Annotated in this window: 14 protein-coding genes; 3 read left to right on the forward strand and 11 right to left on the reverse strand. The window is 48.8% G+C overall.

Annotated features, from left to right (window positions below; translation table 11 throughout):
• From KBS54_05760 to KBS54_05795, 8 genes are all read right to left on the reverse strand, one after another.
• On the reverse strand, positions 1-1,130 hold a 1,130-nt coding region (locus KBS54_05760), incomplete at its 3' end, for a linear amide C-N hydrolase (GenBank protein ID MBQ0055629.1).
• Between the two features lie 298 nt (positions 1,131-1,428).
• On the reverse strand, positions 1,429-2,646 hold the full coding sequence (locus KBS54_05765; protein MBQ0055630.1) for a M20 family metallo-hydrolase: 1,218 nt from the start codon (positions 2,644-2,646) through the stop codon (positions 1,429-1,431).
• A gap of 35 nt (positions 2,647-2,681) precedes the next feature.
• Entirely contained in the window at positions 2,682-3,236 is a 555-nt protein-coding gene (pgsA, locus tag KBS54_05770) for a CDP-diacylglycerol--glycerol-3-phosphate 3-phosphatidyltransferase (protein ID MBQ0055631.1), read from the reverse strand.
• 23 nt (positions 3,237-3,259) lie between these two features.
• Entirely contained in the window at positions 3,260-3,958 is a 699-nt protein-coding gene (locus tag KBS54_05775; protein ID MBQ0055632.1) for an ABC transporter ATP-binding protein, read from the reverse strand.
• Positions 3,951-4,733: an ABC transporter ATP-binding protein gene (locus KBS54_05780; GenBank protein ID MBQ0055633.1), complete on the reverse strand. Its 783-nt coding sequence runs from the start codon at positions 4,731-4,733 to the stop codon at positions 3,951-3,953. The genes KBS54_05775 and KBS54_05780 overlap by 8 nt, the downstream gene beginning before the upstream one ends.
• The gene (locus KBS54_05785; protein ID MBQ0055634.1) at positions 4,734-5,777 is read right to left on the reverse strand and encodes a branched-chain amino acid ABC transporter permease; all 1,044 of its coding nucleotides are present in this window, start codon (positions 5,775-5,777) and stop codon (positions 4,734-4,736) included.
• Positions 5,777-6,676 (reverse strand): branched-chain amino acid ABC transporter permease, encoded by a 900-nt coding sequence (locus tag KBS54_05790; protein MBQ0055635.1) that lies wholly within the window; start codon positions 6,674-6,676, stop codon positions 5,777-5,779. Before KBS54_05790 ends, KBS54_05785 begins: the two co-directional genes overlap by 1 nt.
• Positions 6,677-6,766: 90 nt before the next feature.
• Entirely contained in the window at positions 6,767-7,921 is a 1,155-nt protein-coding gene (locus KBS54_05795) for an ABC transporter substrate-binding protein (GenBank protein MBQ0055636.1), read from the reverse strand.
• Between the two features lie 171 nt (positions 7,922-8,092).
• Between KBS54_05795 and KBS54_05800 the strand changes: the two genes are divergently transcribed.
• Positions 8,093-8,764, forward strand: coding sequence for a DNA-3-methyladenine glycosylase 2 family protein (locus tag KBS54_05800; protein MBQ0055637.1), 672 nt, complete (start codon positions 8,093-8,095; stop codon positions 8,762-8,764).
• A gap of 29 nt (positions 8,765-8,793) precedes the next feature.
• Positions 8,794-9,363 carry a methylated-DNA--[protein]-cysteine S-methyltransferase gene (locus KBS54_05805; protein ID MBQ0055638.1) on the forward strand — a complete coding sequence of 190 codons (570 nt, stop codon included), beginning with the start codon at positions 8,794-8,796 and terminating at the stop codon, positions 9,361-9,363.
• 132 nt (positions 9,364-9,495) lie between these two features.
• On the opposite strand, the gene KBS54_05810 is transcribed toward KBS54_05805, so the two are convergent.
• The 3 genes from KBS54_05810 to KBS54_05820 form a co-directional block, all read right to left on the reverse strand.
• Entirely contained in the window at positions 9,496-9,807 is a 312-nt protein-coding gene (locus KBS54_05810) for a hypothetical protein (GenBank protein ID MBQ0055639.1), read from the reverse strand.
• Complete coding sequence (gene rlmN / locus KBS54_05815; GenBank protein ID MBQ0055640.1) at positions 9,804-11,297, reverse strand: 23S rRNA (adenine(2503)-C(2))-methyltransferase RlmN; 1,494 nt, start codon at positions 11,295-11,297, stop codon at positions 9,804-9,806. The genes KBS54_05810 and rlmN overlap by 4 nt, the downstream gene beginning before the upstream one ends.
• Before the next feature lie 78 nt (positions 11,298-11,375).
• Complete coding sequence (locus tag KBS54_05820; protein ID MBQ0055641.1) at positions 11,376-12,647, reverse strand: ATP-binding protein; 1,272 nt, start codon at positions 12,645-12,647, stop codon at positions 11,376-11,378.
• Positions 12,648-14,136: 1,489 nt separating this feature from the next.
• Between KBS54_05820 and KBS54_05825 the strand changes: the two genes are divergently transcribed.
• On the forward strand, positions 14,137-14,324 hold a 188-nt coding region (locus KBS54_05825; GenBank protein ID MBQ0055642.1), incomplete at its 3' end, for a cupin.

Raw genomic sequence — 14,324 nt, forward strand, 5'->3', positions numbered from 1 at the left:
CCGGGCAGTGCCATTATGGATTTCTGCAGGTTAAGCATTTCACTGTCGCTGGCTGCCAGTTCGTCAAAATTGGTCTTCGGCGTGCTGTAGAGGTGTCCGTAAGAAGCCTTGTCAAGCAGGGCGCGCATGGAGTCTTTGTCGTTCACGGAAGCATAGCCGTCCGCGATAATATCATAGCGTCTTGCTCCGTGTCCGTCACCATGGTAGCCGCCTATACTTCCGTCATTGTTGATAATCGTAGAGCGCACTACGTGCCCCTTCATATCAAAACCAACAGTATTATTATCATCAAGCAGCAGGTTGAAGTTTGTCATATACGGCTTGTCGGAAACTTCGCGAACAAGCATTTTACTCTTTCTGAATTCCACAATGTAGGTATTTTTCGCGTCGGCAATCATAAGATGATATTCTGCCTGCGGATTTTCAGCCGAGCCGGATGACCAAATGTTAAACTCTTTCAGTTTTTCAACCGCTTCCTTCGCAGAAGAGCAGAAATCAAGAATATAACGCGGGCAGAGCGCTACGTACATATCCTTTCCAGCCGTCGGGTTTGTGCCCGTGGTAGCCTCAATGCCCGGGCCGGTCTGTGCCACGTTGATGTTGCAGACAACGCCCTTTTCGTTAATTCCGTCCATGGTAACGTACGGAAGCAGCATAAGCCACTTTTCCTCAATCTCTTCCGGCGTCACTTTTCCGGCAAGAATATCGTCCAGTCTGCTCTTTGTGCAAAGCGTATTGCCTGTCATCATTCCAAGCACTCTGCCAAGCATACCGCCGTCAAGCGACACCGAAGCGTAACGCCCGTTTTCTGCCGGCGTGCGGACGATAATGTTCGCGTACTGGTCGCAGATAAGGTCAAAATTGCGTCCGTAAAGATTTCCCTTGCGCACGGACGAACACGACGCAGGCAAAGGCTGTTCACCGCCGCCGAACAGCTGTTTGCAGACTTCGTTCACCGCTATATAGCCTTCGTCCGTAGTCGGCTGATATTTTGCCTCGTACAGATAGTCGCCCATACCCTCGACCATTTTCATCGAGCTGAACGGTAATTCGGCAGCAAAAGCCGAGCATGCCAAAACAACTGACAAAAGCATTGCAAATACTGAAACCAAGATTACGCGTTTTCTCATTTCTGTTCCTCCTTAAAGTTTGTTTTTAGTGTGAAAACAGCGAAAATTTGATGAAAACTCCCCGCCGTATTACGTTTCTTTTATCTTACAGGCGGCGCGTTCAGCGCTTTGTCTTATATTCACGTGCTTTTTACCCTGCTTTCATTATAGCACAAATATGCAGCTGCGCCGAAATTTTTTCTGTGTTTTTTACTGATTTTTCACCGCGTATTTTTATGGATTTTATTGCTTTCGCATGAAAAACGGCTTGGGATTATTAAAATTTTCCCAAGCCGCTGTGTTTGAATTATTCAGCCGGTTATTTGTTCATCAGCATGTGTGCGAGCACTTTTGAGCTGCCGAGGAGGTCGCTGATTTTCGTGTATTCGTTCGGCATGTGGGCGACTTCGTCGCCGAGTCCCCATACTGCCGAGGGGATTCCGATTTTGCGGAAGAATGCTCCGCACGTTCCGCCGCCGACTCCGGCAATTTGCGGCTGAACGCCGAGGACGCCTTTTACGGCGTCGGCAAGAAGCCTGACGACCGGCGCTTCAGGAGAGGTGACAGGCGCCGCCGCCTCTTTCTGCATGTATTTATAGCTGATTTTTACGCCGAATTTCTTTTCTGCGTCCGTTTTTTCTTTGTTGACGACTTTTTCAAATTCTTCAATTGTGATTCCCGGCAGTACGCGGCAGTCAAAGGCAAAGGTTTCCACGCCCGGGACTATGTTGATTGAACCCACGTTTTCCCTGCGTCTTGTGGGCTCGAAGGTTGAGTATTTCGGGTCATTGAAGACGTCGTTTGTTTCAGGGAACGCCTCGTGCAGCGCACGGTCAAGCGCGCAGGAGAATTCGTTGGCAGCGCGCGCCGCGTTGCAGCCGAGCTGCGGAAGGCTTGCGTGTGTCTGTTTTCCTTCAAGCGTGAATTCAAGCCAGAATATGCTTTTTTCGGCTATTTCTATAAAGCTGCCGTCCGTGCTTGTCATGTCGGGGACTATTACAAGGTCGTCAGGACGGAAGATGTCCTGTTTTATAAGGTGCTGTATTCCGTACATGCTGCCTGTTTCTTCGTTCGCGACGAAGCAGAGGCAGATTTCGTATTTCGGTTTTATGCCGAGTTTTTTGAAGGCAAGCGCCGTGTAAATTGACGCAACAAGCGAGGTACCGTTGTCGCTCGTTCCGCGTCCGTAGAGCTTGTCTCCGCGCAGTTCCGCTTTGTACGGGTCGCTTTCCCAAAGCGAAAGCTCTCCGGGCGGGACTATGTCCATGTGGCTGACTATCCAGAGCCGCTGTGAGGTTTCGCCCGGGATTTTTACGACAAGGTTCGGACGCTCGTTTCCGTCCGGGTCAATGCATACGTAGTTTTCAGCCTCGCCAAGTCCAAGTTCCTTAACTTTCCCGATAAGATATTCGGCTCTTGCTTTTTCGCCCGTGCCGCCCTCTGTCGGGTTAACTGACGGTATTGCAACCATTTCTGACAGGGTCGCAAGCATTTCGTCTTTCATTGCGTCAATTTCTGCAAAAATTTTGTCTTTCATTTTTACCGCCTCTTTCGTATAAATTTAGTACAAATTTAGTTTTCGAGCAAATCTGCGCCTTTTACAAGGTAATCCCAGCCCGACCATATCGTAAGAGCGGTCGCGAGCCACATAATCGGTATTCCGCCCGGGATGTTGAAGATTAAAAATATTATTCCGATCATCTGCGATACGGTTTTCACCTTACCCCATTTCGAGGCGGCAATTACCACGCCTTCGGACGCCGCAACCATTCGCAGCCCCGATACGATAAATTCGCGGGCAATGATGACGACGACCATCCAGGTCGGCACGCGTCCGAGTTCTACAAGCGAAATCAGGACGGCGACAACCATTATTTTGTCCGCAAGCGGGTCGATGAATTTTCCGAGCGTTGTTACAAGTTTTTTCTTGCGCGCAATGTAACCGTCAAAGGCATCGGTGATTGAGGCAATTATAAAGAATGCGCCTGCAAGCAAATCACCGAGATTCCAGCGTCCAACGTAGCTGAATTGGGAACGCAGGGTTAAAAACACCATAATCACAGGCACAAGAAATACCCGTGACAGACTGAGAATATTTGGGACGTTCAAGGCTTTTGTCGTTTTCATAATTTACGCTTTCGTGATTTGATTTAACCGCCGAGATAGGCGTCTATGACTCTCTTGTCGTGAAGCAGTTCCTGTCCTGTTCCCTGCAGGGTTATTCTGCCTGTTTCAAGCACGTAGGCGTAGTCTGCGGCGTTCAGGGCGCCGAACGCGTTCTGTTCGACAAGGAGCACCGTTTTTCCCTCGCGGTTGATTTCCTTTATGATTTCAAAAACTTCCTGAACAAGCAGCGGCGCAAGTCCCAGCGACGGTTCGTCCATCATTACAAGCTCTGGATTGCTCATAAGCGCGCGGGCAAGCGCAAGCATCTGCTGCTCGCCTCCTGAGAGCGTTCCTCCCGGCTGCCAGCTGCGTTCTTTGAGACGGGGGAAAAGCTCAAAGGCTTTTGCAATTGATTTTTCTACTTCGTCCGCCTTGCGCTGATATCCGCCGAGCTTCAGATTTTCAAGCACCGTAAGGTGCGGGAATATTCTGCGCCCCTCCGGACAGAGCGCGACACCGGCTTTCAGGATGTCCTCAGGCGTCTGCGTCGTAAGCTCCCTGCCGTTCCAGCTTATGCTTCCGGAGGCTTTTACAAGTCCGGCTGCGGCGCGGAGCGTTGAGCTTTTTCCGGCTCCGTTTGCCCCGATAAGCGTAACGATTTTTCCTTTCGGGACTTCAAGCGATATGCCGCGCACCGCTTCTATGCCGCCGTAACGGATTGCAAGCTGTTCAATTTTAAGCATTTGCCGCTGCCTCCTTTCCGAGGTAGGCTTCCAAAACCTTGGGATTGCTGCGGATTTCAGCCGGCGTTCCTTCGGCTATCAGTCTGCCGTAGTCAAGAACACGGATCCATTCCGAAATGCCCATGACAACTTTCATGTCGTGTTCAATCATAAGAATGGTGACGCCGAATTTGTCGCGGATTTTTCTGATGAAGTCCATAAGCTCAAGGCTTTCCTGCGGGTTCATACCGGCTGCCGGTTCGTCAAGAAGCAGCAGTTTCGGGTTCGTTGCAAGGGCGCGGGCAAGTTCCAGTCTGCGCTGCTCGCCGTAAGGAAGTCCCGTGGCAATTTCGTCCGCAAGGTGTCTGAGTCCTACGGTTTCAAGCAAAGCAAGCGATTTTTCTTTCATTTCGCGCTCTTCGCGCACAAAGCCAGGGAGCATGAACGGAGCCGCCCACCAGGGCGATTTCTGGCGCACCCAGCACGCGGTCATAACGTTCTGAAGTACCGTGCCGCCCGAGAAAAGGCGTATGTTCTGGAAGGTTCTGGCGATGCCTTTTTTGCAGACTTCGTGCGGTTTGAGTTTGGATATGTCTTCGCCGAGGAATACAACCTTTCCCTCCGTCGGCTTGTAAAAGCCCGTGATTATGTTGTAGACGGTGGTTTTACCGGCGCCGTTCGGGCCTATAAGGCTCGTTATCGTGCCTTCGGCGCATTCCATATTGAGATTGCCGACGGCGGTAAGACCGCCGAAGCGTATCGTTACGTTTTCAGTTTTGAGGACAGGCGCTGACATTTATTTGCCCTCCTTTTTTCTGTTTATAAAGCCAAACAGGCTTTCCCAGCTGAATTCGCAGCCGCCGATAATGCCTTCTCTTTTGCGGAGAATTATAAACAGCAGAATTATCGAGAAAATTACCATGCGCATGCCGGGTACGCCGTGAATTTCAAACGAGCCGATATATATCGTGCTTTCAACAAAACGCAGCCATTCAAGCAGTATGGTAATTACAACCGCCCCCGCCAGGGAGCCGGTAATTGAACCGAGACCGCCTACAACGACGAACATGAGAATGTTGTAGGTCAGCTGGAAGTTAAACATTTTCGGGTCAATCGTGGTTATGAGACTGCCCTGCAAGGCTCCGCCTATGCCTGCAAAAAAGGCGCCTATCGCGAAGGATATCGCTTTTGCCTTGTAGGTGTTGATGCCCATTGCCTTTGCCGCGACTTCGTCGTCGCGTATCGCGCGGAGCGTGTTGCCGAAGTTGCTTGAAAGCAGTTTGATTATCGTGTAGAACGTCAGTATGCACCAGAAATAGTTCCAGCCGAGGTTTGCGCAGGCTGGAATCCCTTTGAGACCGAGAGAACCGTTTGTAATTGACGTTGTGTTCGTAAAAATTACGCGGATTATTTCGGCAAAACCGAGCGTGGCAATTCCGAGATAGTCTCCGCCGAGACGGAGCACCGGAAGAGCTATAAGCAGCCCTGCCAATGCCGCCGCAAAACCGCCGAGCAGCACTGCCGCGAAGAACGGCGCGTGCATTACGCTGAACGGCCAGATGCAGGGCTTGAGAATGTACATAGCCTGTTTCTGCGCGGCAGGAAGAATAAGCATTGCGCAGACGTAGGCGCCTATCGCCATAAAGCCCGCGTGGCCGAGCGAAAACATTCCGGTAAAGCCGTAGATAAGGTTCAGCGAAACGGCAAGAATGGCGTTAACGGCTATAAGGTTTATAACCTGAACGACGTAGCTGTCAAAATATCTGTCCGCAAGAAAAAGGAACACGGCAAGAAACGCGAGACAGCCGAAATTGAGGGATAGTTTTTTCGTTCTGTCCATTAGATTTTATCCTCCAGTTCTTCGCCGAACAGACCTGTGGGTCTTACAAACAGCACAAGGATAAGCAGAACAAACGCGAACGCGTCCCTGTAGCCCGAAAGCTCGGGGAAAAACGCGACAATCATAATTTCTACGAAGCCTAAGATGAGACCTCCCGCCATAGCTCCCTGAACGGAGCCTATGCCGCCGAAAACAGCCGCGATAAATGCCTTGAAGCCCGGCATAACGCCCATAAACGGGTTAATCTGCGGGTATCTCATTCCCCACATAATACCGGCAGCGGCTGCCAGACCCGAGCCTATCGCGAAGGTAAGCGCGATTATACTGTCTACCTTTACGCCCATAAGGCGCGTCGTTTCTATATCTTTGGATATTGCTCTCATTGCGAGTCCTGGCTTTGTTTTGTAAAGCATCCATATAAGCCCCGCGACAAGCAGAAAGGAGCATACCGGCACAAAAATTGCAAGCGGTGTTATCGATATGCTGCCGAGCTTGATCGTGCGGACAAGCAGCTCGTTGCGCACCGCGTCCATTGAGCGCGGCACGCCGGTAAAGAGAACAATACAGACGTTTTCAATGAAGAATGAGACGCCGATTGCGGAAATAAGCGCCGAAATTCTGGGCGCCGAACGCAGCGGCCTGTAAGCTATTCTGTCTATGATAACTCCGAAAAGAGCGGTTCCGGCAATGGTAACCAAAACTGCCAGACCCCACGGAAGATGAAACAGCGTGACACAGAAAAGCACTATGTAGGTGCTTACCATAAAGATATCCCCGTGTGCGAAGTTAATCAGCCTGAGGATACCGTAGACCATTGTATAGCCGATGGCTATGAGCCCGTAAAGGCTTCCGAGCGACAGCGCGTTGAAAACGTGCTGTATAAACATGGCAAAGGACATATTGTTTCCCTCGTTCCTTATTGCGGAATAATAAAAAATAATAATCATAAGGGGAGACAGACGTCTCCCCTTTATATCTGCCTTAAAAACTTATTTGGGATCGACGACCTTGTAGAACTTGCGTTCGCCGTTGACGATGCGCATTATACCGATTGATTTTTCGGCGTCATGCGTTGCGTTGATCGTCGTTTTGCCCGTTACGCCCGGGAAATCCACTGTTTTGGCAAGGGCTTCCTGAATTTTTTCAGGTTCCGCGCTGCCTGCGCGTTTGATTGCGTCAATAATGATCGAGTATGCGTCGTAGCCGCACGCCGCAAGAGCATTGGGAAGCTTGTCCTTGTAGAGCTTCTTCCAGCTTTCGGTAAATGCCTTCTGCGTTTCGTTCATTTCAGGCATTTCAGGAGCATAGGCAAACGTTGTAAAGCTGTAGCCTTCACACGCTTTTCCGGCTATCTTTACGATTTCGGGGTTGTCCGTAGCGTCGCCGCCGAGAATTTCAAACTTGGCGCCGAGTTCGCGTGCCTGGCGCATAATGATTGCCGCTTCCGCGAAGTTTGCCGGTATGTAGAGAACGTCCGGATTTTTGCTGATGATTTCGGTAAGCTGTGCCGTGAAGTCCTGGTCGCCGCTCTGATAGTTAAGCTTTGCAACGATTTTTCCGCCGTTCTTCGTGAAGTGATCCTCAAAGAACGAAGCAAGTCCTACGCTGTAGTCGGTCGTAACTTCGATAAGGCACGCAGCCGTTTTGGCTTTGAGCTCGTCGAGCGCGTACTGCGACGCGCCTGCGCCCTGGAACGGGTCGATGAAAGCGACGCGGAACGAATATTTTTTGCCCTGCGTAACCATCGGGTTCGTGCAGGAGGTTCCCACCATTGGGATTCCATTCTTTTCGGCAACGTCTCCGCCTGCCATTGCGAGTGATGAGCCGTAGGTTCCGACGATTGCGTTGACTTTTTCTTTTGAAATAAGTCTCTTTACGGCATTTGCCGCTTCGACCTTGTCAGATTTGTTGTCAACAACGACAAGCTCGATTTTTTTGCCGAGAACTTCCTTCTGTTCCTCGTAGGCAAGTTTGACGCCGTCAAGCTCAAGCCCGCCGCCGACAGCGTTGCCGCCGGTGATCGGAAGATAGACACCGATTTTAATCGTGTCGGCGTTTGCCGAAGGTCCTGAGGCGGGTTTCATTACAAACCAGCCGGCGAAAATGATGATAACAACTGCCAGTGCGATAAGTGCTTTCTTCATTGTACATCCCTCCGTTTGAGTATGCGCGGCTTTGGCGCATTCCGTAAATGATAATGCCAGTTCATTATAGCGTAAAAATAACGGCTTGTGCAATTTTCCGTATAAAATTCAGCAATATTTTAAGAATTTTAAGAATTTGCTATAATACGGCAGGACAAAGGAGCTTATGACATGGGAAAAATAGAAACGACAAACGAAGCCATAGAATATTTGAGCAGAAAAGACAAAAAACTCGGCGCGTTTATAGCCCGCAGGGGGAAGCTGAGCGCTGCCTCCTACGACTCTCTTTTTCACGCGCTCGTGTCCTCGGTAATCGTACAGCAGATCGCGACTCCGGCGGCTGAGGCGATAGAAAAACGGGTAATTGACGGCTTGGGGGAAATTACGCCGGAGCGTTTCAAAGACGTTACCGTTGAAGAATTGAAAGGTTTCGGGCTTTCGGAAAGAAAAGCGGAATACATTATCGGCATAACGGAGCTTGCAAACAGCGGCGGTCTGGATTTTGAAGAGCTGAACGGACTGAGCGACAGGGAGATAACGGAACGGCTGCTTAAAATACGCGGCGTCGGACCGTGGACGGTTGAAATGCTTTTAATGTTCTGTTTCTGCCGTCCCGACGTAACAAGCTACGGCGATTTGGCAATAAGACGCGGCGTTATGAAGCTGTACGGGCTGAAAGAGCTTTCAAAGGAGCGTTTCAGCCGTTACGCAAAACGCTGGTCGCCCTACTGCACAACCGCTTCGCTTTACCTTTGGGAAGCCGCTGTTGACAATGAACTTTCGGGCGCAAAAAACGCCGCAAAACGCAAAGGCACGGCTCTTGCAAAAGAAATTAAAGATTAATTGCATACAATAGGGATTGATTGTGTACAATGCGTTGTTGTTTCGGATATGAATTCAGACTGGCGGGAAAGCTTTTTATTGCCGAAGAGGACGGGTTCGTCACTGCCGTTTCCAAAACGGCGGATAATTTCTGCGTACTGCGCGAAACAAAGTTAATTCTCGAAACAAAAAGACAACTTGAAGAATATTTTGACAAAAAACGAAAAATCTTTGAGCTTCCGCTGAAACCTGACGGAACGGATTTTCAAAAGAAAATTTGGGCAGAGCTTGAAAAAATCCCGTACGGACAGACACTCTCCTACGGAGAGCTTGCAGAACGCGCCGGAAATCCGCGCGGCGCACGCGCGGCGGGAAGCGCCTGCAACAAAAATCCTGTCTGCATAATTATTCCGTGCCACAGGGTTGTCGCGGCAAACGGGAATCTCACCGGCTACGCGTACGGGCTTGAAATGAAACGGGCTCTTTTGGAAATGGAAAACAGCGTGGACAATGGGCAACACAAATGTAATTCGTCATTTGCAATTGAAGCGAAGCAAAAAAAGCCGCTGGATCCTGCGCAAGTCCTATGGACTTCGCAGGAAGACGGAAAGAACAATTAAGAATGAACTGCAAAGTGCAAGGTGCAAAATGAAAAGCAAAAAAATTCCCGTCTTGCTGTGCAAAGCACGCCTTTGACGGGTTTAATTTTTCATTATTCATTCTGCATTATTCATTGTATTGGTAATTGCTTATTATTCTTCCTTATGCAGCGCGCTTGCAGGCAGCTCCACCACTTCGCCCGATTCTTCACCGAATTCCGCGTCAAAAATTTCTTCCTGTTCCGCCTTTGCCGCTTCAGCCTTTTCTCTCGGCGAGGCTTTCATTTTGAAGGTATGGAAGCTTATCCCGCCCTGTCCTGTCAGAAGCTTTGAAACAAACGAGATAACAAAGAGCACTCCGAACAGCAGAAGGAAAAAGAGCAGTCCCGCCCCGATAAGCGGCAGAAGAACGTACGCCAGCAATATTCCTGTAAATATCCAAAGTATTAAACGAATGAGCATCATTTTTTAGCACCGCGTTTCTTCGTCACAGACGTTTTCTTTGCCGCCGGTCTGGTTTTGCTTCTGCCCTTTTCCGACGGTTTCATTTTCGTTTTCTTTCTGTTAAGCTTCGGTTCGTAGAACGGCTTTTTGACTTCTGCGCGGCTCCCTGTCTTTTTCTCCGCGGCTTTCTTTTCCGGCGCTGCTTTGGGACGGGCAGACGGTATGCGTTTTCTGCTTTCTTTTCTGCCGTCGTCCGTTTTCGCTTCTGCGATGTCCCTGTACGTCGGACGTTCTTCTTTCATTTTTCCGCTGCGGTAACGTTCCTTTTCGGGAAGCAGTTTTTTGCGCGGCACCTTTCTGTCTGCCGCCGCCTTTTCACCGCTTCTTCGTTTTGAAGCAGCGGTTTCGGGCTTTTCATCGCGCTGCACGGCTCTTCTGCCGTCCTTTTTCGTAACGCTGTACGCTTTCGGTTCCAAAGCAAGCGCGGCACCCTCCGCGTCTTTTCTGCGAAGCTGACCGCACGCGGCGTCAATGTCGGAACCCTGTTCCTGACGAAGTTCGTTTTCAAAACCGGCTGTATCAAGTACCTTTTTGAATTTCAGTATGTCTTTTGCCTCAGGCACGTCATATCTGCCGTCAACGGAATTAAACGGTATAAGGTTGATAAAGACGTGAATGCCTTTCAGGAAGCGGACGAGCGCCCTTGCATGCTCAACGCTGTCGTTGACCCCGCCGAAAAGCGTGTATTCTATTGAAACGCGGTCGCCTGTTTTTTCCTGATAATTTTTAATCGCTTCCTTAAGCTCCGCAAGCGGGAAACGTTCGTTGACAGGCATAAGTCTGCTTCTCAGCTCGTCGTCAACCGCGTGCAGGGAAACGGCAAGGCGGACGCCGAGTTCTTCCTCTGCAAGCGCCTCAATTCCGGGCACTATTCCGCTGGTGGAAATTGTAATGTGGCGTATTCCGAGGTTGCGCAGTTTTTCGTCGTTAAGCATGCGCACGGACTTGAATACCTCGTCCCTGTTGAGCATAGGCTCGCCCATGCCCATATAGACAATGTTGTTTATCTCGCGTCCGAGCAGCGCTTCCATCGCAAGAAACTGCCCCGCTATTTCGCCGCTTGAAAGGCTGCGGACAAAGCCGGACAGTCCCGTCGCGCAGAAGGTACAGCCGAGAGGGCAGCCGACTTGCGTTGAAATGCACGCCGTCAGGCGTGCGCCCGATTTCAGCAAAACGCTTTCAACAGTATTGCCGTCGCGCAGCTGCCAGAGAAATTTGCGCGTCCCGTCTTTTGATTTCTGTTCGCGCACAAGCACCGGCGCGGCAAAATCCAATTCCTCCGCAAGCTTCTCGCGAAGCGTCTTTGACAGATTAGTCATTTCTTCAACGTCAAAAACGCGCTTCTGCCAAATCCACTGAAGCAGCTGATCTGCCCTGAATTTCGGCTGTTCAAGCCTTTCAAGCACTTCCAGCCACTGTTCTTTATTCAAATCAAGAGCGTAAAGCTTCATCTCACGTACCTCGCGTCAAAATATCTGCTGAAAATATTATAGCGTAAAACCGCGTATGTCACTACGTATTTCGGCGGATTATTCCTTCAGGCTGTTTTCGTCAAGCAGAAATTCAAACAGACTGCAGTGCAAAATACCTTCATTGTCCATATAGCTTGAGGGAATTTCCATTTCTATGACAACTTTGCGGAAGAAATCACCGGTCAGTTTGAAAGATGCCAGCTCAGCCTGCGCTTTCTCTTCTGACTTCATTTCGTAAGCAGACTGAACATAGATGCGTTTGTCGCCGAGATTTACAACAAAATCAATTTCTCTCTGTCTCGTCATACCTCCGGAACGCTCAGCAACAACTCCAACGTCAACGGAACAGCCGCGCGAAATCAGTTCGTTGTATATCAGATTTTCCATTAAATGCCCTTTGTCAAACTGTCTGTAATTTATTCTTGCGTTGCGCAAGCCTAAATCGGTAAAGTAAAATTTGCTCGGATAGCTGAAATAGCGTTTGCCTTTAATGTCAAATCTTTTAGCTTCGCTGACGATAAAAGCCTCTTTAATGTGGTCAATGTAGGTGCTTATCGTAGAGCTTTTAAGAGCTGTTTTCTGTGTGCTGCAAAGCGTGTTGGCAATGCTGGAGGCGTTTGTCAGCGATCCCGTTGAGGAACTGAGCAGATTAAGAAGTTCTGCCAGAATTTCCGTACGTTCTATTTTATAGCGTTCAACAATGTCGCGGACGTACACTTCATTAAACAGCGCGGTAAGATACTCTGTTTTCTGCTCTCTGCCTGAAAGAAACGGTACTTCGGGCAATCCGCCGAAGAGCATGTATTCGTTCAGATTGTCGCGTTTGCTTCCGCCTGCGTAATTGTGATATTCAGCAAAGGAAAGCGAGGACACACGGATTTGTGACGCTCTGCCGCGAAACTCCGTTGCTATGTCGCTCGAAAGGAATTTGGAGTTGCTGCCTGTGACATACACGTCAAGATTATTTCTGTCGCGCAATTCATTCAGCAGATCGTAAATAGTTACCTTGTCAGAGGTTCCCGGATAATTAACCTGTTTGCAGAATTGCAGTTCGTCTATAAAAACGTAAAATTTTTCTGCGGAACCTTTTGTACGCTGATTGATGAAATCAAGCAGAACAAACGGATCTCTGTATTTGAAATCCTCCAGTTTATCCAGTTTTATCTCTATAATATTCTTCGGACTCACACCGTCCGCCTCAAGTCTGCCCCGATAGAGTACAAACAGAAGCGTTGATTTTCCGCTGCGCCTTAAACCGGTAATAACCTTAACTTTTCCGTTCCACGCATAACCGGCAAGTTTCTGTACGTATCTCTCTCTTTTTATCATTTTGGCACCTCTTCAGGGGAAAGTTATATCACATTTGTTGCAACTTTCCCCTATGATAGATATTTTAAGCATTTAAGTCAAGTAAAACTTACTGCCGGTACGCTCATCAAAATATCATAGCGTAAAACTGCGTATGTCACTACGCATTTCGGCGGATTATTCCGCGCATTAAAAACTTTATATTCTTATACTCACCGTAATTGTCCGCCGCAAAAATTTTCGCAAAAATACTGCTCCTTTTACATCTTCTTTACCTCGAATAACACGCCCTGTTAGGGGGCGTTTAACCTGGGGGTTATCCTCAGGTTATCGCTTATAACTCACCTGCGGAATATGCGTAATTTACAAATTCAGCATTTGCAGACATCCGCGCACATCAGCCGTTTGAACGATACCGCTTGTTACACCTTAAAGACACAAAACCTTCAAAAAGTTTTCAGAAATTTTTTATTATTTTTCTCTTTTCACCCCTGTTACAAATTTCTTATTCAGTGAACATTATAGTGCAGAGAGTGACGGGGGACAGAATTGTTGTTTTTAATCCTGTTCCGGCTCGGGGGTTTTGAAACGTTGGGATGGCTTAGCAGAGCCTGCTTTTCCTTTCGTTTCCTGCTAAAGCTTCCGGGTTTTGTCACTTTTACGCATTACGTGATGCGCGCACCTTTGGTGGTAAGCCCGCTGCCTTTACGGCTACAGGGTTTAAGCACTTCGGTAACGTTCTCCGGCGGAGTTCGGGCTTAAGCTCTTATACGCGAGGTCTCTGTGACCAAGGGTGTGGGCAGGGAAAGCAAGAGCCCTGCAAGCTTCGGACAGAAAACGAACGGACGGCGCAAGCAACATCCGCGCCCAGCCCAGTAGGAAGTAAGACGGAGTTTGATGAACGCAGAACGCAGAACGCAGAACGAAGAACGCAGAACAAAAATCTTTGTCTTGCTGCATAGAGCGTAGCGGAAGTGCAGCATCCAGCGACGTTACGCAAGTGAAACGAGCGTTATGGTTTTAATTTGTTCTTCGTTTGTCGTTCTTAGTTCGTCGTTTGTTTTTAACACACGCGCCCCGTAGGGGCTGTGTTTAACATACCCAAAAGCAATTTTGGGGAAATTAAAAAATTAAAAACGGCGCGGAATTTTTTATAATTCCTCGCCGTTTTTTATTAGTATCCGTACAGAGCATGTGCGACAGATTAGAAAAGCAATTAAAATTAAGAATGAGGCGCGAACAGTAAGCCAAAAGCCTTTGTCATACCGTAGAAATACGGTATCCAGCGACTTTTTACGAGCTTTGTCCTTCCCTACGTTCATCAGCGACGCACAGCACCAAAGCTGCGCCCTTGACGGGTTTAATTCTTCATTATTCATTCTGCATTATTCATTGTATTTCAGTAATTGCTTCTTGGTTTCCCGCGCCGTTTGTTTTTGTGTTATAATCTCTGAGTTACAAATTTTGAATAACTTCATATACTAACATATCATTACAGGGAGTGATTTTTATGCCGTTGATTAAGCAGTCTGAGGATTTTGAAACAAGAAGTAATATGAGAGGCGGAGATGGCAGCGCCAAAGCGTTCTGCGCTCCAATTCTCGAAGGTATGGCTTTTATTGCAGCGAACAGAATGGAGCTGGAGCCCAATGCGACCATAGGTCTTCACACGCACGTTGACGACGAAGAGGTGTACGC

This window comes from Candidatus Equadaptatus faecalis (assembly GCA_018065065.1).
GTDB lineage: Bacteria > Synergistota > Synergistia > Synergistales > Synergistaceae > Equadaptatus > Equadaptatus faecalis.

Excerpts from the sequence above, each read along its gene's own strand:
- KBS54_05775 (MBQ0055632.1), bottom strand. The coding sequence starts at position 3,958 with ATGCTTAAAATTGAACAGCTTGCAATCCGTTACGGCGGCATAGAAGCG.
- KBS54_05800 (MBQ0055637.1), top strand. The coding sequence starts at position 8,093 with ATGGGAAAAATAGAAACGACAAACGAAGCCATAGAATATTTGAGCAGA.
- pgsA (MBQ0055631.1), bottom strand. The coding sequence starts at position 3,236 with ATGAAAACGACAAAAGCCTTGAACGTCCCAAATATTCTCAGTCTGTCA.
- KBS54_05805 (MBQ0055638.1), top strand. The coding sequence starts at position 8,794 with ATGCGTTGTTGTTTCGGATATGAATTCAGACTGGCGGGAAAGCTTTTT.
- rlmN (MBQ0055640.1), bottom strand. The coding sequence starts at position 11,297 with ATGAAGCTTTACGCTCTTGATTTGAATAAAGAACAGTGGCTGGAAGTG.
- KBS54_05820 (MBQ0055641.1), bottom strand. The coding sequence starts at position 12,647 with ATGATAAAAAGAGAGAGATACGTACAGAAACTTGCCGGTTATGCGTGG.
- KBS54_05765 (MBQ0055630.1), bottom strand. The coding sequence starts at position 2,646 with ATGAAAGACAAAATTTTTGCAGAAATTGACGCAATGAAAGACGAAATG.
- KBS54_05795 (MBQ0055636.1), bottom strand. The coding sequence starts at position 7,921 with ATGAAGAAAGCACTTATCGCACTGGCAGTTGTTATCATCATTTTCGCC.
- KBS54_05790 (MBQ0055635.1), bottom strand. The coding sequence starts at position 6,676 with ATGTCCTTTGCCATGTTTATACAGCACGTTTTCAACGCGCTGTCGCTC.
- KBS54_05810 (MBQ0055639.1), bottom strand. The coding sequence starts at position 9,807 with ATGATGCTCATTCGTTTAATACTTTGGATATTTACAGGAATATTGCTG.
- KBS54_05780 (MBQ0055633.1), bottom strand. The coding sequence starts at position 4,733 with ATGTCAGCGCCTGTCCTCAAAACTGAAAACGTAACGATACGCTTCGGC.
- KBS54_05785 (MBQ0055634.1), bottom strand. The coding sequence starts at position 5,777 with ATGGACAGAACGAAAAAACTATCCCTCAATTTCGGCTGTCTCGCGTTT.